The sequence below is a fragment of the Acinetobacter sp. Swhac1 genome (genome assembly GCF_013390985.1).
In the GTDB taxonomy this organism is placed as follows: Bacteria; Pseudomonadota; Gammaproteobacteria; order Pseudomonadales; family Moraxellaceae; genus Acinetobacter; species Acinetobacter towneri.
The window spans coordinates 22,708-42,215 of the sequence record NZ_JACASN010000005.1 but is presented as its reverse complement, the minus strand read 5'-3'; the positions used below and the strand labels follow the sequence as shown (position 1 = coordinate 42,215).

At 41.2% G+C, this 19,508-nt stretch carries 17 protein-coding genes; 5 read left to right on the top strand and 12 right to left on the bottom strand.

Translation table 11 applies throughout. From position 1 onward, the window contains the following. The first annotated feature begins 23 nt into the window (after positions 1 to 23). The 4 genes from greA to HX743_RS03755 all read left to right on the top strand — a co-directional run bounded on the left by greA (position 24) and on the right by HX743_RS03755 (position 2,189). Positions 24 to 500: a transcription elongation factor GreA gene (gene greA / locus HX743_RS03770; protein ID WP_004972169.1), complete on the top strand. Its 477-nt coding sequence runs from the start codon at positions 24 to 26 to the stop codon at positions 498 to 500. Positions 501 to 614: 114 nt separating this feature from the next. Further along, positions 615 to 827 carry a hypothetical protein gene (locus tag HX743_RS03765; protein ID WP_178318544.1) on the top strand — a complete coding sequence of 71 codons (213 nt, stop codon included), beginning with the start codon at positions 615 to 617 and terminating at the stop codon, positions 825 to 827. 93 nt (positions 828 to 920) lie between these two features. Next, positions 921 to 1,559, top strand: coding sequence for a CatB-related O-acetyltransferase (locus tag HX743_RS03760; protein ID WP_178318543.1), 639 nt, complete (start codon positions 921 to 923; stop codon positions 1,557 to 1,559). Between the two features lie 189 nt (positions 1,560 to 1,748). After that, on the top strand, positions 1,749 to 2,189 hold the full coding sequence (locus HX743_RS03755; protein ID WP_178318542.1) for a universal stress protein: 441 nt from the start codon (positions 1,749 to 1,751) through the stop codon (positions 2,187 to 2,189). Between the two features lie 181 nt (positions 2,190 to 2,370). Here HX743_RS03755 and HX743_RS03750 read toward each other — a convergent pair whose 3' ends face one another. The 3 genes from HX743_RS03750 to HX743_RS03740 all read right to left on the bottom strand — a co-directional run bounded on the left by HX743_RS03750 (position 2,371) and on the right by HX743_RS03740 (position 4,701). Then, positions 2,371 to 2,709: an MGMT family protein gene (locus tag HX743_RS03750; protein ID WP_178318541.1), complete on the bottom strand. Its 339-nt coding sequence runs from the start codon at positions 2,707 to 2,709 to the stop codon at positions 2,371 to 2,373. An 86-nt stretch (positions 2,710 to 2,795) separates the two neighbouring features. Then, positions 2,796 to 3,701 (bottom strand): neutral zinc metallopeptidase, encoded by a 906-nt coding sequence (locus HX743_RS03745; protein WP_168418047.1) that lies wholly within the window; start codon positions 3,699 to 3,701, stop codon positions 2,796 to 2,798. Between the two features lie 70 nt (positions 3,702 to 3,771). Then, positions 3,772 to 4,701 (bottom strand): DUF808 domain-containing protein, encoded by a 930-nt coding sequence (locus HX743_RS03740; RefSeq protein ID WP_178318540.1) that lies wholly within the window; start codon positions 4,699 to 4,701, stop codon positions 3,772 to 3,774. A gap of 191 nt (positions 4,702 to 4,892) precedes the next feature. Here HX743_RS03740 and trpS point away from each other — a divergent pair, with 191 nt between their 5' ends. Further along, on the top strand, positions 4,893 to 5,906 hold the full coding sequence (gene trpS, locus HX743_RS03735) for a tryptophan--tRNA ligase (RefSeq protein ID WP_004972183.1): 1,014 nt from the start codon (positions 4,893 to 4,895) through the stop codon (positions 5,904 to 5,906). 592 nt (positions 5,907 to 6,498) lie between these two features. Here trpS and sucD read toward each other — a convergent pair. The 9 genes from sucD to sdhC form a co-directional block, all read right to left on the bottom strand. Then, positions 6,499 to 7,392, bottom strand: coding sequence for a succinate--CoA ligase subunit alpha (sucD, locus tag HX743_RS03730; protein WP_096901008.1), 894 nt, complete (start codon positions 7,390 to 7,392; stop codon positions 6,499 to 6,501). Positions 7,393 to 7,403: 11 nt separating this feature from the next. Next, on the bottom strand, positions 7,404 to 8,570 hold the full coding sequence (sucC, locus tag HX743_RS03725) for an ADP-forming succinate--CoA ligase subunit beta (RefSeq protein ID WP_070153939.1): 1,167 nt from the start codon (positions 8,568 to 8,570) through the stop codon (positions 7,404 to 7,406). Positions 8,571 to 8,744: 174 nt separating this feature from the next. Further along, the gene (lpdA, locus tag HX743_RS03720; RefSeq protein ID WP_131260672.1) at positions 8,745 to 10,178 is read right to left on the bottom strand and encodes a dihydrolipoyl dehydrogenase; all 1,434 of its coding nucleotides are present in this window, start codon (positions 10,176 to 10,178) and stop codon (positions 8,745 to 8,747) included. A gap of 60 nt (positions 10,179 to 10,238) precedes the next feature. Then, entirely contained in the window at positions 10,239 to 11,453 is a 1,215-nt protein-coding gene (gene odhB, locus HX743_RS03715) for a 2-oxoglutarate dehydrogenase complex dihydrolipoyllysine-residue succinyltransferase (protein ID WP_004972191.1), read from the bottom strand. 16 nt (positions 11,454 to 11,469) lie between these two features. Next, on the bottom strand, positions 11,470 to 14,292 hold the full coding sequence (locus tag HX743_RS03710; RefSeq protein ID WP_178318583.1) for a 2-oxoglutarate dehydrogenase E1 component: 2,823 nt from the start codon (positions 14,290 to 14,292) through the stop codon (positions 11,470 to 11,472). Between the two features lie 881 nt (positions 14,293 to 15,173). After that, the gene (locus tag HX743_RS03705) at positions 15,174 to 15,884 is read right to left on the bottom strand and encodes a succinate dehydrogenase iron-sulfur subunit (protein ID WP_096901010.1); all 711 of its coding nucleotides are present in this window, start codon (positions 15,882 to 15,884) and stop codon (positions 15,174 to 15,176) included. A 14-nt stretch (positions 15,885 to 15,898) separates the two neighbouring features. Beyond that, positions 15,899 to 17,797: an FAD-binding protein gene (locus HX743_RS03700; protein ID WP_004972199.1), complete on the bottom strand. Its 1,899-nt coding sequence runs from the start codon at positions 17,795 to 17,797 to the stop codon at positions 15,899 to 15,901. A gap of 12 nt (positions 17,798 to 17,809) precedes the next feature. Beyond that, a complete protein-coding gene (sdhD, locus tag HX743_RS03695; RefSeq protein WP_004972200.1) occupies positions 17,810 to 18,175 on the bottom strand; it encodes a succinate dehydrogenase, hydrophobic membrane anchor protein in 366 nt (121 codons plus the stop codon). Further along, positions 18,175 to 18,573, bottom strand: coding sequence for a succinate dehydrogenase, cytochrome b556 subunit (gene sdhC, locus HX743_RS03690; protein ID WP_026438062.1), 399 nt, complete (start codon positions 18,571 to 18,573; stop codon positions 18,175 to 18,177). Before sdhC ends, sdhD begins: the two co-directional genes overlap by 1 nt. Between the last annotated feature and the right edge of the window lie 935 nt (positions 18,574 to 19,508).

Sequence of the window (19,508 nt, the reverse complement as noted above, 5' to 3'; positions counted from 1 at the left end):
CAATATTTTTAAAGAGGGACAACATGCAACGTTATCCTATGACGCCTGAAGGTAAACACGCTTTAGAGCAAGAATTACAACAACTTAAATCGGTTGAACGTCCACGTATTACTGCAGCGATTGCAGAAGCGCGTGAACATGGCGATTTAAAAGAAAATGCTGAATACCATGCCGCACGTGAACAGCAAGGTTTCTGCGAAGGTCGTATCCAAGACATCGAAGGTAAATTAGGCGCTTGCCAAGTAATTGATGTTAAAGAATTGGAACAAAACGGACGTGTGGTTTTTGGTGTGACTGTGACCATTGAAAACCTAGACACCGAAGAGCAAAAAACCTACAAAATTGTAGGTGATGATGAAGCTGATTTTAAAATCAATAAAATTTCAGTGAATTCGCCTATTGCACGCGGTTTGTTGGGCAAAAATGAAGGCGATGAAGCCAAAATTGTCACTCCGCAAGGCGAAGTGGAATATGAAATTGTGAATGTAGAATATCTTTAAGTTTTAATAAAGATGACTACACGCGATGCCCCTCTTTGAGGGTTTTTTTTATTGCCTATAAATCATACAGCCGAGCTTATAGATTATACTGCGATAAAAATAGAGGAAAATAAGATGGAAAATCGCATCATTCATGCATTTGTTTATGCGCTTTCTGGGGCTGTTTTAGGACTTATTTTGATTCCAGTTTGGGGACTCTATATCAATACACAGAGCAATCCCATCAACATCATATTGGCAGCATCACTCTTTTTTGGCATTTGGGGTTTCATCTTTCCCCATAGTGTCAAAAATATTTTTATGTTTTTGTGGCATTGGTTTAAATAATCACAACATCCCTACACTGCAAAACTTTCGCACTTTTTAGCAGTGCTGAGCAATCTTCGTTATAATCCCCTCACCTTCCCATACGAAAAAACCATGTCTGAAGCGCTGATTAATTCCCCTGTCAAACACTGGTGCGAATTTGAGTTTATCTCCAAAACTGTAAAAAATCCGAATATCCATATTAAAGGCAATTACTCGTATTATTCAGCTTATTGGGATCAGGGCTTCGAGCGTTGTGTAGTGCGCTATTTGCACGACAAACCCGCTACAGTAGAAAAACCAATTGATCAGCTCTATATTGGCAATTTTGTCTGCTTTGGAGCTGAATGTGTGATTATGATGGGTGGCAATCAATTGCATCGCAGTGACTGGATTTCCGCTTTTCCATTCGATACCCGTAGTTTTGTTGCTGCAGGTGATACCAAAATTGGTGATGGTTGCTGGATTGGCAGTCGAGCCATGATTATGCAAGGCGTTGAACTGGGTGAAGGTGCTATTGTGGCTACAGGTGCAGTGGTTACGCAAGATGTACCACCTTATGCCATTGTGGCGGGCGTACCTGCTAAAGTGATTAAACACCGTTTTAATGCAGCTGAAATTTCCGACATTCTGGCACTAAAACTGTATGATTTAGATGAAAAATATCTGCTACAAATACGAGAACAATTGCAGACAGATGACGTTAAAAAACTGGTGGAATTTTTTAAAAATCAGCACAACAATAAGGACTAAAACTTTAGTTGAATTTCAAGCACAGCGTCATAATTTCATGCTAAATTAAGGTGAAATAAGGACTTACAGCACTCAATTATCTTTATGAAATTACTGGGTTTTATTCTCTATAAATTCAGCGTAAGATAAGACAGGACTCAGAGCGAATATTTTATTAAAGTATTGAAATTACAATAAGGAGAAACACTCATGGCTTACCAAAACATCCTCGTACCAGTGGACGGTTCTGAAACTTCTTTTGCTGCTGTTGCAAAAGCTGCTGAACTTGCAAAAGCATTTGGTAGTAAAATTACTGTGGTTCAAGTACTTACTCTTGACCCATACATTGCTGCAGAATACATCACAGCAAACCAAACCAATGACTTAATTGAACGTGCGCGTGCTTCTATCGTAAAAACTTTAGAAGAAGCGAAACTAAAATTCACTGAGCAAGGTGTTGAAGCTGAAACTAAATTACTTGAAGGTCAAGTCATTGCACGTGAAATCAGCAATGCTGCGAAAGAGTTAAATGCTGACCTGATCGTGATCGGTTCTCATGGTCGTACTGGCTTGAAAAAATTATTCTTAGGTAGCGTTGCTCAAAGCATTTTAAGCGAAGGCACAACACCTGTACTTGTGGTACGCCAATAAGTTTTTTGTTCCTCATTTCTTCGGAAATGGGGAACTTTTCGCTTTTTCTTTCTTTTTCACATCTTCATGCACTTAAAACTATACTGTTTTTCATTTCAACAATTTCTTAAACCACTTTGCTTACAACATAATATTTAGTCTGCTTAAGCTTTGCTTTCTTCCCTCTTGTTTTTTCAACGACTCAAGGTCGCCATTGGTATTGTTTTAAATTTACTTTACCTTCAAGCACAACTATTTCTTCAGCCATTAGCTTTAATACTTGTATATTCTCTCCCTGAGTATTCAACTTACTTAGGCTAATTTTGCCTTGTGCATTAATCACTCTATGCCACGGGACTTGATGACCTGCCGACAAATGCTTTAAGACATACCCCACTAATCGCGCATGTTTGGGTAAACCTGCCAATGCCGCCACTTGTACATAAGTCGCTACATGCCCTTTAGGAATTAGACACACCACGGATAAAATCTGCCGTGCTAATTCATCACTGGGTTTTGTACTCGTTCTATTTGGCTTCATAAACAGCCTGATTTCCTGCAATTGTTAAAAAGAAAAAGGAGTGAATCAATCACTCCTTTTATCATAATCATACAAGTTTAAGTCACTCAAATTGCAGCATTAAAGGTATCACAATCGTTAATCAAACCTGACTTTAAGCCTGTTTGGAACCATTGTACACGCTGCGCACTAGTACCATGCGTGAAGCTGTCTGGTACGACTTGTCCACGTGCACGTTTTTGCAAATAATCATCGCCAATTTTATGTGCTGCATCCATCGCTTCTTCAATATCGCCTTGTTCAAGGAATTGAGTACGCTGGTGGTTATGATGTGCCCAAACTCCCGATAAACAGTCCGCTTGCAGTTCCTGACGCACCGAAAGCTGATTGCCCTGCACGTCACTGACTTGCTGACGTGCTTTATGCACTTGTTCAGAAATGCCTAAAATGGTTTGAATATGATGTCCAACTTCATGTGCCACCACGTAAGCTTGTGCAAAATCACCAGCCTGATCGTTTCGGCTAAGTTCAGTCTGATTTTGCTCTCCACCAATCCCCATTTGCTGACGCATGGCTTGGAAGAATGAAGTATCAATATATACTTTTTGATCGGCAGGGCAATAAAATGGCCCCATGGCAGATTGTGCAGTACCACAACCCGAATTCACCACGCCCGTAAACAACACCAGTTTAGGTGGAATATATTGGCTATTTAATTGCTGCTGAAACACTTGTGACCAGGTGTCTTCAGTATCTGCCAAAACGGTACCCACAAACTCAATGGCTTCTTGCTGCTCAGGGCTTGGGTTGTCTAAACCTTTGGTTTCAGCACTTTGTGCATGTGAGGTGACTTGCTTAGTTGCCTGATAAGCAGATTGAGGATCGACCCCAAAAAATTTCCACGCAACAAAGGCGACCACCAAGCCCAAGATACTGATACCGCCCGCTTTTGCTCCACCGCCACCACGGCGGTCTTCTACATTCGTACTAACTCGACGACCTTTCCAACGCATTATTCTTATCCTTTCTCAATTTTTTGAATGATAGTTCATTCTAAATATAGTCTAAGTCTTGAAGCAGGTCTTATTGACTCGGTTTAGACTTTGGCCATACTTTTTGAATCAGTGTAACCATAATCACAACCAACACACCCGCTAAAATACCCACCGCAAAATTCATTAAGGTTGGCGTTACAGCCCCTACAATGCTGCCCATAGTTGGGATGTCTTGAACATACTCTACTGTATCTTCTGTGAAATGGTGCACAAATGGAATAGCATGATTGATAATACCACCACCCACTAAAAACATGGCAGCAGTCCCAACAACTGACAAGGTTTTCATTAATATTGGGGCGAATGCCAATAAGCCACGACCAATACGTTGTTTAAAATTAGATACTTGTTCAGTCAGATGTAAACCAATGTCATCAATTTTGACAATAAATGCAACTAAGCCATAAACCCCAACGGTCATGGCAATGGCAATCACACTCAAGACGGTTACTTTAGTTAAAAAACTAGCGGCTGCGACTGTACCTAATGAAATCACCACAATTTCAGCCGATAGAATAAAGTCAGTACGCACTGCACCTTTAATTTTTTCATTTTCAAAACGAGCAAGGTCTTGCTCAGTCTGAATCAATTCTAATTGCGCTTCTGCGGCAGTTTTTGCTTTTTTGTGCTGTAAGGTGTGCATGATTTTTTCCACACCTTCATAACTTAAAAATAGACCACCAACCACCAATAAAGGATTGATTAACCACGGCGCAACGACACTAATTAATAACGCGAGCGGTACTAAAATTAGCTTATTGATGAATGAACCTTTAGCCACACGCCATACCACAGGCAACTCACGCTCTGCACGTACACCACTGACTTGCTGCGCATTCAACGCCAAATCATCGCCCAAAACCCCTGCGGTTTTTTTAGCAGCCATTTTACTCATGACGGCTACATCATCTAAAACGGTTGCAATGTCATCTAATAAAAGTAATAAACTGCTCGCCATTGCTTTGTTATCCTTATGCGATTTTCTATCTATTTTAAAACTGTACGCAAATAAACTCTGTATTTACTTCATTAATTTTTTAAACGAATTCAATTCAATCTGTTTAAGGAAGTGACATTGAAAAATGTTATGCCTTACAATGTAGCAATTCATCGGTACATAGATGTCGTAGATACGACTTGGAAAAAAAAATGAGTAATCAAGATAATCGTCCTGTGATTTTGACGGGCGATCGTCCGACTGGACAGCTACATTTAGGTCACTTTGTGGGTTCTTTACGTTCACGTGTAGGTTTACAAGACTCACATCATCAACATCTGTTACTTGCCGATGCTCAAGCCTTAACTGACAATGCCGATAACTTTGAAAAAGTCCGTCGTAATATTATTGAGGTAGCAACCGATTATTTAGCGGTGGGGATTGATCCAACAAAAACCACCATTTGCGTGCAATCTTGCCTGCCTGCATTAAACGAACTCACCATGTTGTATTTAAACTTCGTGACTGTGGCACGTTTGGAGCGTAACCCAACCATTAAATCTGAAATTCAGATGCGTGGTTTTGAGCGTGATATTCCTGCAGGTTTCCTGTGCTACCCTGTAGCTCAAGCAGCCGATATTACTGCATTTAAAGCAACGGTCGTTCCTGTAGGTGAAGACCAAATTCCAATGATTGAACAGACCAATGAAATTGTGCGTCGGGTGAATCGTCAAATTGGTCATGACTTGCTACCTGAATGTCAGGCATTGTTGTCAAATGTCGGACGTTTACCTGGTTTTGATGGTAAAGCGAAAATGTCAAAATCACTGGGCAATACCATTGTGTTAGATGCCACAGACAAAGACATTAAAAAAGCTGTCAATGCAATGTACACCGACCCAAATCACCTGCGTATCGAAGACCCAGGTCAGGTTGAAGGCAACGTAGTATTTACTTATTTAGATGCCTTCGATACCAACAAAGAAGAACTTGAAGAACTGAAAGCGCATTATCGTCGTGGTGGTTTGGGCGATGGTACGGTGAAAAAGCGTTTGGAAGGCATTCTAAAAGAATTGATTGGGCCGATCCGTGAACGTCGTATCGAACTTGCTAAAGATCCTGACTACATTATGGATATTTTGAAAACAGGCACCGACAAATGCCGTGATATTACCCAGCAAACTTTAGACGAAGTGAAAGCTGGATTAGGCGTTTTTCGCTTCTAAGCATTTTGTAGATACAAATATTTTAAAGTCTCTTATTCACATGAATAAGAGACTTTTTATTTGAGTGAAAAATCAACATAAGATGACGTGATTCACAAAAACACTTATTACTTACGTGATTTAACATCACGTAACCTGAATACTGCGGATTAGTATTTCTTCTCAGTTTAGTATACTTACATGCTTTAGGAGTAATCCTAATTTCATAACATTTCTCCGTTATCGAAGCTGTGAAAGCAGATTCGTTTTCATACGCAATGATCACCCCAATCATTGCGTATTTTTTTTATTTGAATCAGCTGTTTATACAGCTTGTTCAACAATAAAAAATCATTTCCCTAGATGCAAAAACTACTTGAACGGCTTTGTCGCACAAAGATTTCATAACTATATGATTTAAAAGTTTTGATTATTTTTTGATACAAAATTAAATTTATTTAAATCAGATGCTTACATATTTATGCAACAAAGCAATACCAAATTAACTCTTATCATATACTTTATCTCTCAAATGTGGCTAATTTTTCAACATAAAAAATCCCCAATATTGGGGATTGAGTGCTGAATAAAATCAAGCGTTTCAAAATTTGGCTTATTTAAGTAAACCTTGATCTTTTAAGACTTGCCACATGGTAGAACCCAATTCAGCAGGGCTACGCGTATAAGCAATTCCAGCACGCTCAAAGGCTGCAAATTTTTCTTCCGCAGTGCCTTTACCGCCTGAAATAATTGCACCCGCATGTCCCATACGCTTACCTTTAGGTGCTGTCACTCCTGCAATATAACCCACCACAGGTTTGCTAACATTCGACTGGATATATTCCGCAGCTTCTTCTTCTGCCGTACCACCAATTTCACCAATCATAATAATCGCATCGGTGTCTGGGTCGTCTTGGAACAATTTTAAAGCATCAATTTGGTTCATACCTGGAATTGGGTCACCACCAATCCCGATACAGGTCGATTGCCCTAAGCCTAATTTGGTGGTTTGTGCCACAGCTTCATAGGTCAAAGTACCTGAACGTGAAATAATGCCAATTCGTCCTGGTTGATGAATATGCCCTGGCATGATGCCAATTTTACATTCACCTGGTGTAATCACACCTGGGCAGTTTGGTCCCACCAAACGTGTACCATTGCCATTGGTTTCTAAATAACGCTTGGCTTTGAGCATGTCGATGGTTGGCACACCTTCCGTAATCACCACAATCAAACCTACTCCAGAATCGACTGCTTCTACAATCGAATCTAAAACAAACGGTGCAGGCACATAAATCACCGATGCATCTGCACCTGTTTCACGTACAGCTTCTTTCATGGTGTTAAATACAGGTAATTCCAAATGGGTTTGACCACCTTTTCCTGGCGTTACCCCACCCACCACTTTAGTTCCATAATCAAGTGCTTGTGCTGAGTGAAAAGTACCATTTTTACCAGTGAAACCTTGTACCAATACTTTGGTGTCTTTATTAATTAATACGCTCATCCTGATTCTCCTTAAGCTTTCACTGCAGCAACAATTTTTTCTGCGGCATCAGACAAGCCGTTTGCAGAAATAAGTTTTAATCCTGATTCATCGAGTAATTTTGCACCAAGTTCCGAGTTGTTCCCTTCTAGGCGAACCACTACAGGTACCGTCACATTTACTTCCTGAACCGCTGCAATAATTGCTTCCGCAATCATGTCACAACGTACAATTCCACCAAAAATATTAATCAGTACGCCTTTAACCGAGTGATCTGCCAAAATAATTTTAAAGGCTTCAATTACGCGTTCTTTGGTTGCACCACCACCTACATCCAAGAAGTTCGCAGGCTGACCACCATAGAGTTTAATAATATCCATAGTTGCCATTGCTAAACCTGCACCATTCACCATACAACCGATATTGCCTTCTAAAGCAACATAGTTCAGGTCAAATTCTGATGCACGCAATTCACGTTCATTTTCTTGTGTTTTATCGCGCAGTGCCAAGACTTCAGGCAAACGATACAGTGCATTAGAATCAATACCGACTTTGGCATCGACACATAAAATGTCGCCATTTTCACGTACAGACAATGGGTTAATTTCAAATAAGGCAAAATCATTGTCGATAAATGCCTGATAAGCCGCTGTCATAATCTTCACAAACTGCGTGATTTGACTGTCTTTGAGTTTTAATGCAAAAGCCACTTCACGTGCCTGAAATGGCAATAAACCCACTAAAGGATCAACTTCTACTTTAATAATTTTTTCTGGGGTTTCTTCAGCCACTTTCTCAATTTCAACACCACCTTCGGTAGATGCCATAAAAGTGACGCGACGGCTAGAACGATCTACCACTGCACCCAAATACAGTTCACGCTCTACAGGATAAACATCTTCAGCCACTAAAATACTATTTACAGGCTGACCATAGGCGTCGGTTTGATAGGTGACCAAACGTGTTCCAAGAATTTGGTTGGCATAGTCTGCTGCTTCTTGTGCAGATTTTACGACCTTCACGCCGCCCGCTTTACCGCGACCACCTGCATGCACCTGAGCTTTCATCACCGCAAATTTACCGCCCAGTTGCTCGAAAGCTTGCACGGCTTCTACGGCTGTAGTTGCCAAAATGCCTTCTTGTACTGGCATACCATATTTTTTTAATAGCGCTTTTGCTTGATACTCATGTAGATTCATTGACTAACCTTTTACTACTTCTTTTATTCAGTTATCACCACCAATATCAAACCGAAGTTTTAATATTGCTTTCCTTGTGTGGTGTTTTTCCTATGCTCTTTACTTTTAGATGATTATTCCCATAAATACAACCATCAAATGCAAAAAGAGCGGCCTAAGCCGCTCTTTTTAGTGTTATTTGCGTTTACGCTGAATCGCGTGAATCGCACGCCCATCTACAGCTAAAGCGGCTTCATGCACCACTTCAGAGAAGGTTGGGTGACCAAATGTCATTAATTGTAAATCTTCAACTGAAGATACAAACTCAAGTGCAATCATACCTTGGTGAACGATGTCAGACGCAGCAGGGCCAATCACGTGCATACCCAATAAACGATCTGTTTTTGCATCTGCAACAAACTTCACGAAACCAGCACCTTCGCCTGCAGCTAAAGCACGACCATTTACTGCGAAACCGAATTGACCAGTTTTCACTTCGTGGCCTTTTTCTTTCGCTTGCTCTTCAGTTAAACCAACCCACGCCGCTTCAGGGTGTGTGTAGATTACTGAAATGATTGTGTCGTAGTTGACTTGTGCAGCATGACCATGAATACGCTCAACTGCCATTACGCCTTCTTCCATTGCTTTGTGTGCAAGCATTGGACCACGTACCAAGTCACCAATTGCATATACACCTTCAACAGAAGTTGCACACCAATCGTTTACTTCAACCAAACCACGTTCAGTCAGTTTAATACCGCAGTCATCTGCCAATAAACCTTCAGCATAAGCACGACGACCTACACAAACGATCAATTTATCGAAAGTTTGTTCTTTTTCTTCGCCGCCTTGGGTATATTTAACAGTCACTTCACGACCATTAACTTCAGTACCTGAAACTTTCGCACCGATACGGATATCCATACCTTGCTTAGTCAATAGTTTCTGGTAGTCTTTTGCCAAAGCTTTGTCAGCCATTGGTAAGAATGCATCCATTGCTTCAAATACAACAACTTCTGCACCTAGACGACGCCATACTGAACCAAGTTCAAGACCAATTACGCCTGCACCAATCACACCTAAACGCTTAGGCACTTCTGGGAATTCTAATGCACCAGTAGAATCAACAATAATGTCTTGATCTACAGGAGCAACAGGAATATTTACAGGAACTGAACCAGTCGCAAGAATCACATACTTAGGCTCTAAAACTTGAGTTTCGCCTTCATGAGAAACGAACTCAACTTTTTTACCTGCAAGCAATTTACCCGTACCTTTTAACCACTCAACACCGTTACCTTTTAATAACTGATCAATACCGCCAGTTAATTGGTCAACGATTTTGTCTTTACGTGCTAATAGCTTCGCAAGGTCAAACTGTACTTCACCTGTAGTGATACCATGATCAGCCAAGTGATGAACCGTATCTTCATAACGATGTGAAGAATCGAGTAATGCTTTAGATGGGATACAGCCTACGTTTAAGCATGTACCACCCAAAGATGGTTTACCTTTGTGAATACGTTTTTCGATACACGCAACTTTAAAGCCAAGTTGAGCCGCACGAATTGCCGCTTCATAACCACCTGGGCCACCGCCAATAACAACAAGATCAAATTGTTGAGACATTTTTATCTCCAAAAATGGGCTTAGAGGATCGCTCCAAGCCCACTGATTTATTCTTTAGAATTAAAGGTCAAGGATGAGTTTAGCTGGCTCTTCTAACAATTCTTTGATTGTTACAAGGAAACCTACAGCTTCTTTACCATCAATTAAACGGTGGTCATAAGAAAGCGCTAAGTACATCATTGGCAAGATTTCAACTTGACCATTTACCGCCATAGGACGCTCTTGGATTTTGTGCATGCCCAAAATTGCAGTTTGTGGCGTGTTTAGAATTGGTGTAGATAACAATGAACCGAAAGTACCACCGTTAGTAATGGTGAATGTACCGCCAGTCATATCTTCAATACCTAGCTTACCGTCACGTGCTTTATAAGCATAGTCACGAATACCGTTTTCTACTTCAGCGTAGTTCATGCGGTCTGTATCACGTAATACAGGAACCACTAAACCACGGTCAGAAGAAACCGCAACACCGATGTCGTAGTAACCGTGATATACGATGTCTTCGCCATCAATAGAAGCGTTTACTGCTGGGTAACGTTTCAATGCTTCAGTTGCAGCTTTCACGAAGAAAGACATAAAGCCTAAACGTGCACCATGACGTTTTTCAAATGCGTCTTTGTATTGTGCACGCATTTCCATGATTGGCTTCATGTTCACTTCGTTGAATGTTGTCAACATTGCAGTTTCTTGAGTCGCTGCAAGTAAACGCTCTGCAACACGCTTACGTAAACGTGTCATAGGAACACGTTTCTCGATACGCTCACCTACCGCAACGCTTAATGGCGCAGCTGCAGCAGCAGGTTTAGCTTGATGATTTGCAACATCTTCTTTAGTGATACGACCACCACGACCTGTACCTGACACGTCTGCAGCATTGATACCTGTTTCAGTCAACGCTTTACGTACTGCTGGTGCTTGGTCAGCAACTGGTTGTGCACGCTCAACAACTGGCGCAGCACCTGCTTCAGTTTTCGCCGCAGCTTGCTCTACTTGTGCTTCAGACTGAACTGCTTGAGTTTGAGCAGCGCCAGAAACAGCACCCGCTTCAAATTGAGCAATTACTTCGTCAGAAAGAACTGTATCGCCTTCGTTTTTGATGATTGCAGAGATTGTGCCATCAGCAGGAGCGACTACTTCCAAAACAACTTTATCGGTTTCAATATCACAGATCACCTCATCACGTGAAACTGCTTCACCTGGTTGTTTGTGCCAAGTTGCAATCGTACCGTCTGCAACTGACTCTGGAAATACCGGTGCTTTAATTTCGGTTGCCATTACTTCGAATCTCCTGTTATTCAGCTACGATCGCAAGCGCGTCATTGATGAGCTGAGCTTGTTGTTTTGCATGCAAATATGGTGAACCACACGCTGGTGCTGCAGATGCTTCACGACCCGCATAACTAATGCGAATCTGTTTACCAGTTTTCATTACGTCATCATATAAACGTGGCGCGATGAATAACCAAGCACCTTGGTTCTTCGGCTCTTCTTGAGTCCAAACTAATTCTTTTACGTTTGGATAAGAAGCAAGAACTTCAGCAAGACGTTGTTCTGGATATGGGTACAACTGTTCAATACGAACAATTGCAGTATTGTTCAATTCTAATTCACGACGCTTTTCAAGCAAGTCGTAATACACTTTACCACCACACAATACCAAACGCGTCACGTCTGATTTGTTGATGTTGTCAATTTCATCAATCACAGTCTGGAATGTACCAGTTGCAAGCTCATCAAGGTTAGACACTGCTAACTTGTGACGAAGTAAAGACTTCGGCGACATGATGATCATTGGCTTACGGATTGGACGAATCGCCTGACGACGTAAAGCGTGGAAAATCTGTGCAGGTGTTGTTGGTGTCATCACTTGCATGTTTTCTTCCGCACAAAGCTGTAAGAAACGCTCTAAACGTGCAGATGAGTGCTCAGGACCTTGACCTTCAAAACCGTGTGGAAGAAGCATCGTTAAACCACACACACGCTCCCACTTGGTTTCGCCAGATGAAATGAACTGGTCAATCACCACTTGAGCACAGTTTGCGAAGTCACCAAATTGTGCTTCCCAAATGATCAAGCTCTTTGGAAGTGTCGTTGCATAACCGTATTCGAATGCCAATACTGCCATTTCAGACAATAATGAGTCGTAGATTGCAACACGTGGTTGGTTCTCTTTGATATGGCATAACGGAATATAAGTTTTACCATCGACTTGGTTGTGCAATTTCGCATGACGGTGTGAGAAAGTACCACGACCTACGTCTTCACCAGTCAAACGAACTAAATAACCTTCATCCAACAAAGTAGCATAAGCTAAAGTTTCAGCTGCCCCCCAGTTCAGTGGCATTTCACCCGTTTGCATTTTTAAGCGATCATCAATCACTTTTGCAACTTGGCGCTGCATTACGAAACCTTCTGGAAGTTTACGCATGGTTTGACCAAGTTCTTTCAAACGCTCAACAGGGAAAGTCGTATCCCAAACGTCTGTATAGTCATGACCTAAGTACGGAGACCAATCTACAAACATTTTGGTATTAGGCTCAAGTACCAACGCATTCGCAACGTGATTACCCGCTTCTAAATCAGAACGGTAGTCTTCAACCATTTGATCTGCCGCAGCACGATCCAACACACCTTCTTGCACCAATTGGTCAGCGTATAAAGTACGTGTTGTGGTCTTTTTGTTAATCACTTGATACATCATTGGCTGAGTTGCTGCTGGCTCGTCAGCTTCGTTGTGACCACGACGACGGTAGCAGAACAAATCAATCACAACGTCTTTACGGAATGTGTGACGGAAATCGTGTGCCAATTGAGATACAAAAATTACAGCTTCAGGGTCATCGCCATTCACATGGAAAATTGGCGCCTGAATCATTTTTGCAATGTCAGTACAGTATTCTGTAGAACGCGCGTCACGTGGGTCAGAAGTTGTGAAACCAACTTGGTTGTTAATCACAATGTGAACTGTACCACCTACGGTATAACCACGAGTTTGTGACATTTGGAAGGTTTCTTGGTTCACACCTTGACCTGCAAATGCTGCGTCACCGTGTACGATTAATGGCAATACGTCATCACCACCAATGTCTTTTCGACGTACTTGGCGTGCACGAACAGAACCTTCAACCACTGGACCAACAATTTCCAAGTGTGATGGGTTAAACGCAAGCGCCAAGTGCACTTCACCACCTGGTGTCATCACGTTAGATGAGAAACCTTGGTGATATTTCACGTCACCCGAACCTTTTTTGTGTAAGCTCTTACCTTCGAACTCACCAAATAGGTCTGCTGGGTTTTTACCCATGATATTCACAAGCAGGTTCAAACGACCACGGTGTGGCATACCAATCACAACTTCTTTACAACCTACAGCACCTGCACGTTGAATAATTTCGTTGACCATTGGGATAAATGATTCGCCGCCTTCTACACCAAAGCGTTTAGCGCCCACGTATTTGTTACCTAGATATTTTTCTAGACCTTCAGCTGCTGTTAAGCGCTCAAGTACGTGTTTCTTTTGGTCTGCAGTGAACGTAAATTTACCGCGTGCGCTCTCTAAGCGTTGTTGAATCCAGCGTTTCTCTTTGGTATCAACAATGTGCATGTATTCTGCACCAATTGAACCGCAGTAGATTGACTGCATAGCTTCAACCATTTCACCTAGGGTCGCTTCAGCTTTATCAATCGCCAAGTTACCTGTGTGGAATACCGTGTCTAAATCTGACTTGGTTAATCCATGCGCAGCAAGATCTAAATCTGGCACGTCTTCACGTTTTGCCAAACCTAATGGATCTAATTTTGCTTTTTGGTGACCACGGTTACGGTAAGCTGCAATCAGTTGCAACACGCCAATTTGACGTTGTTCGTGTTCAGAACTCACTGAACCTTGAACAATGGCTTGAACGCGATTTGAATTACGACCTAATAAAAGGAATTGCTCACGTACATTGCTGTGTGGTTGATCACCCTTCGGGAATTTATCGAAATATTCACGCCAATCAGCACCGACTGATTCCGGTGACGTCAAATAATGCTCGTAAAGTTCTTCAATATACGCTGCACTATCAGCGGAAAGTTCAGTGTCAAGACGCAGTGCGTCAGCAACTTCTTGCATTTGTGGACCCATTTCCTATTGCAAAAACATTTTCCAGGATGCTTTTTAAGCAAAACCCATGATTGATAATGTCAAATTGGTAACATGACATTAGTCCCCAGTTGACAAATGTCATGAGGCGTTATCACTACATTAGGAAAACCCAATGTCATTTATGAATCATAACGCCCTCATTGGCATCATCACTCATCTATATACTCGACCCAAGCCGAGCAATTTTTTGCAAAATCGTTTTAGAAAAATGAAGTTCACTCACTTCGCTTTTCTAACCCGACTTTTATACTTTTAGTCTGATTAAATAGCACACTAAACAGCGTTAAAATGTTGATAAAATGTACAAAATTTCAACATTTTTTAAATATAGCGGTTCATTAATCGTAACATGATCTCATAAACCAATTGATTTTTTTGACACATACCTCCTATAAATTGGCGAAATACAGTGATTCTATTTTCATCTAATATATGGTGCTTTATTTAAAAAACAGAAGCAATTTAGACCAAAGTCCAACCCCGCTATTTTAGATAAAAGAAAAGAGAGCACATCTCTCAATCTGCCCTCTCAATTACACGTTACATGATAACACCTAAAAACAAATATTGCAGCTAATCTTGGCATTTGCCTATGCTTTACAACAAAATAGCAGCACTGGATTACAATTGTGTGCAACTTTAGTCGCCGTTTATCGATTTTTGTCTATTAATCCAGCAGTTATACCTAAAAAATATCAAGCACTCATTTTTTAATCACTTCTTTGCATACTGCGTTTTTATGTTCAATATTAAGAAAACACATCAAATTATTATTTTACTTTTACAGCAATATTAAGCCATAAAAAAAGCACATCCAAAGATGTGCTTTTTTTTCAACCTTAGCTCGCTTAGCCAGCTTGGTCTAATAACATGTTACGAATGTGACCAATTGCTTTCGTCGGGTTCAAACCCTTCGGACAAACAGACACACAGTTCATGATGCCTTTACAACGGAACAATGAGAATGGGTCGTCAAGACGAGCCAAACGCTCTTGAGTTGCAGTATCACGAGAGTCAATGATGAAGCGGTATGCATTCAACAATGCTGAAGGACCCAAGAACTTGTCTGGGTTCCACCAGAATGATGGGCATGAAGTTGAACAACATGCACAAAGAATACATTCATACAAACCATCAAGGTGTTCACGGTCTTCTTGAGACTGTAAACGCTCTTTTGGAGGCGCAGGCTGGTTGTTGATCAAGAACGGATGAATCTTGTTGTACTGATCGTAGAACTGATTCATATCAACAACTAAGTCTTTAATTACTGGAAGACCTGGAAGTGGACGAATCGTAATCACTTCTGGTAAGTCGTTTAGGTTCCAAAGACACGCTAAACCATTTTTACCGTTGATGTTTACACCATCAGAACCACAAATACCTTCACGACATGAACGACGGAACGTTAAAGTTTCGTCTTGTACTTTCAATGCAAGAAGCGCATCAAGCAACATACGGTGCTTATCAGTCAATTCAAGCTTAAAAGTTTGCATGTACGGTGCTTTATCCTTATCAGGATCGTAGCGGTAGATATTAAATGTACGAGTACCTCTACTCATCTTACTTCTCCCAATTAGAATGTACGTGGTTTAGGTGGAATAGCAGCTACAGTAAGCGGCTTGTAACGTACTGGTTTGTACTCAAGACGGTTATCTGTAGAGAACCATAAAGTATGCTTCATCCACTCATCATCACGACGACCATAAGAATAAGTTGGGTGATCTGGTGGTAACTCAAAGTCTACAACCGTATGCGCACCACGACATTCTTTACGTGCAGCAGCTGAGATTAGTGTCGCTTTAGCAACTTCATACAAGTTTTCAACTTCTAATGCTTCTACACGTGCAGTGTTGAATACTTTAGATTTGTCTTTCAAATGAATGTTGCGAACACGTGGCTCAAGCGCAAGAATTTGTTTCACACCTTCATCAAGCAATGCTGAAGTACGGAATACACCTGCGTGGTCTTGAACGATGTTACGAATTGCATCAGCAACTTCTTGAGCGTTTTCACCTGAAGTCGATTCGTCAAGTTTACGAATACGGTTCACAGTATTTTCAAGTACAGTTGTTGGAAGTGGCTCGTACTCACCATCATGTTGCTTAGTCACATACTCAATGATGTGTTGACCAGCAGCCTTACCAAATACAACCAAGTCAAGCAATGAGTTTGTACCTAAACGGTTTGCACCGTGTACAGATACACATGAACACTCACCAATTGCATAGAAACCTTTTACTGGTTTAGCAAAGTCACGGTCACCCGCGTTGGTTGTATATGTATCAGTTTCTGCGTTGTAGTTCGCAACCAACTCTTGAGTTTCACGGCTTTCTGGAACAACCACTTGACCATGAATATTGGTTGGAATACCACCCATTTGGTAATGGATTGTAGGCACAACAGGAATTGGCTCTTTAGTACAGTCAACGTTCGCGAATTTCTTACCAATCTCAAATACAGATGGAAGACGCTTCATGATTGTGTCTGCACCTAAGTGCGTCATATCAAGCAAGATGTAGTCTTTGTTTGGACCACAACCACGACCTTCTTTAATTTCTTGGTCCATAGAACGTGATACGAAGTCACGTGGCGCCAAGTCTTTCAAAGTTGGTGCATAACGCTCCATGAACGGTTCGCCTGAATCGTTACGAAGGATACCACCCTCACCACGACAGCCTTCCGTTAACAATACGCCCGCGCCCGCAACACCTGTTGGGTGGAACTGCCAGAATTCCATATCTTGTAATGGAATACCTGCACGCGCAGCCATACCAAGACCGTCACCAGTGTTGATATATGCGTTTGTAGATGCACGGTACACACGACCTGCACCACCTGTAGCAAACAATGTCGCTTTCGCTTGGAATACTGCGATTTTACCTGTTTCTTGGTCAATTGCAGTCACACCTAGTACATCGCCAGCTTCGTTACGGATCAAATCAAGAGCGATCCATTCTACGAAGAATTGAGTGCCCATTTTCACGTTGCTTTGATAAAGCGTGTGAAGAAGTGCGTGACCTGTACGGTCAGCTGCAGCACATGCACGTGGAACCGCTTTTTCACCGTAGTTTGCAGAGTGACCACCGAATGGACGTTGGTAAATTGTACCGTCTGCGTTACGGTCAAATGGCATACCCAAGTGTTCTAATTCATAAACCACTTGTGGCGCTTCACGCGTCATGAATTCAATCGCGTCTTGGTCGCCCAACCAGTCAGAACCTTTTACCGTGTCGTAAAAGTGGTAGTGCCAGTTATCTTCTTGCATGTTACCAAGAGATGCACCAATACCACCCTGCGCTGCAACAGTGTGTGAACGTGTAGGGAATACTTTAGTCAATACCGCAACTTTCAAACCTGCTTGAGCAAGTTGGTAAGATGCACGCATACCTGAACCACCACCACCAACAATGACTGCGTCAAAGAATTGGTGTGGAATATTTGTATAATCTTCTTTAGGGTTAATCGCGCCCATGATATTTTCCTATCAATTCGCCCAGAAAATCTGGATTGCCCAGATTGCGTATGCAAAAACAGCAATAATCACTGCTGAAGTCAGCACTAGGCGTAAACCTGAAGCTGAAGGACCCATTTGACGAGTAGTCACATAGTCAGTGAATACTTGCCACATACCGATCCAAGCATGTGCAACAAGAGATAAGACTGCCAATAAAGACATAATCTTCATTGGTAATGTCATCATAAAGCCGTACCACTGTTCAAAGTTGAATCCACCGTTAAGAAGAATCCAACCAAATACCACAACGGTATAAACAGCAAGAACAACAGCACTAATACGTTGGATAAACCAATCGCGAGAACCTGAACCCGTTAAACCTGTAGCACTTTTCATTAGATTACAATCCATACAAATGCTGCAACGATACCGATAGCAGACAAGATCAATGAAATAGTAGCTGCAATGCGACCACTTTGCAGTTCTTCTGCAAAACCAAGGTCAGCAAGTAAGTGCTTAACACCAGCAATGAAGTGATAGATTAAGCCGGCTACAAATACCCATACGATAAAGCGCACAAAGAAACCGTTAAAAATTTCTTGAACTTGAGCAAAACCTTCAGGTGAAGACAAAGACTTGTCTAACAACCATAAAAGTACCGGTACGAGTAAAAATACGATGACACCAGAAAGACGGTGTAGAATTGATGCAATAGCCACGGGCGATTTTAAGTTTACTTCTAAAACTTGACCCATGGACAAATTGACAGGTCTGTTGCTTTTCACAGCGGGCATCCTGTAAGTAAAAACTCCATCCGGAGTTTGTTGGAATAAATTCGAAGGAAAGCTGGCATTGTCAGGCAAATTCATGCCTAACCTTAAAACGACACTGAATTATAAAACGTCAACTGTCAAAATACAAACAACACAGCTCGGCTTTTTTGCCAAAAATCCTTTAAATAAGAATCGTTAACAACAACAAGAAGCAACAACCTGCTTGAACGAATTGCAATTACACTTCTAACACAATGTTTTTATACAAATTATTCAGTAATAGGCTCTATATATGGCTTTATACCTGTTTAGAATATTTAGACTAAAGATAAATTTGCACCTTGTGCTCTATCGTATCTATTCGCGTCTACAAACATTGAGCAAACAGCTTTATCGGACACTCGCATCTTTTACTGTTAATGCTGTGGCACGTTGCTGCAAAGCAATAATCATTGTGTTACTCACACTTGGATAACTTCTATTTATTAATAATCAACAGACTTAGACTCTTTTATATATCCCGTATTACAAGGTTTATAACCCAGACTATTTCTCAAACTTATATTCAGCGTCTTCTCTAAATACCAACCCACACTTCTTACCATAATCGTCATGCGAAAGAATGACTTATCCAGTATTTTCTAATATTACACAAAACGAGAAACACTTAGTCTTATGCAAAAACCCATATTCTTTTGGCCAAAAACCAACGTTTTCTAAAAGTTTTTCTTTGTTTAATCAGTCATTTTTTGATCAATTAACATCTATTTTAAATACCCGACTTGCAGCCTGTATCCAAAAGACAAACCTGCCTGATGGCAATGCAAAAACGTGTAAGTTATGAGAATTAGATAAATTTAAGTTTTGGGCTGCAACCCACCGCAGAATCACCACAGCAAAACCATTATTTAAAATTGCTTACAATTAATCCCAAACGATGATTTTTTTCTGCACAT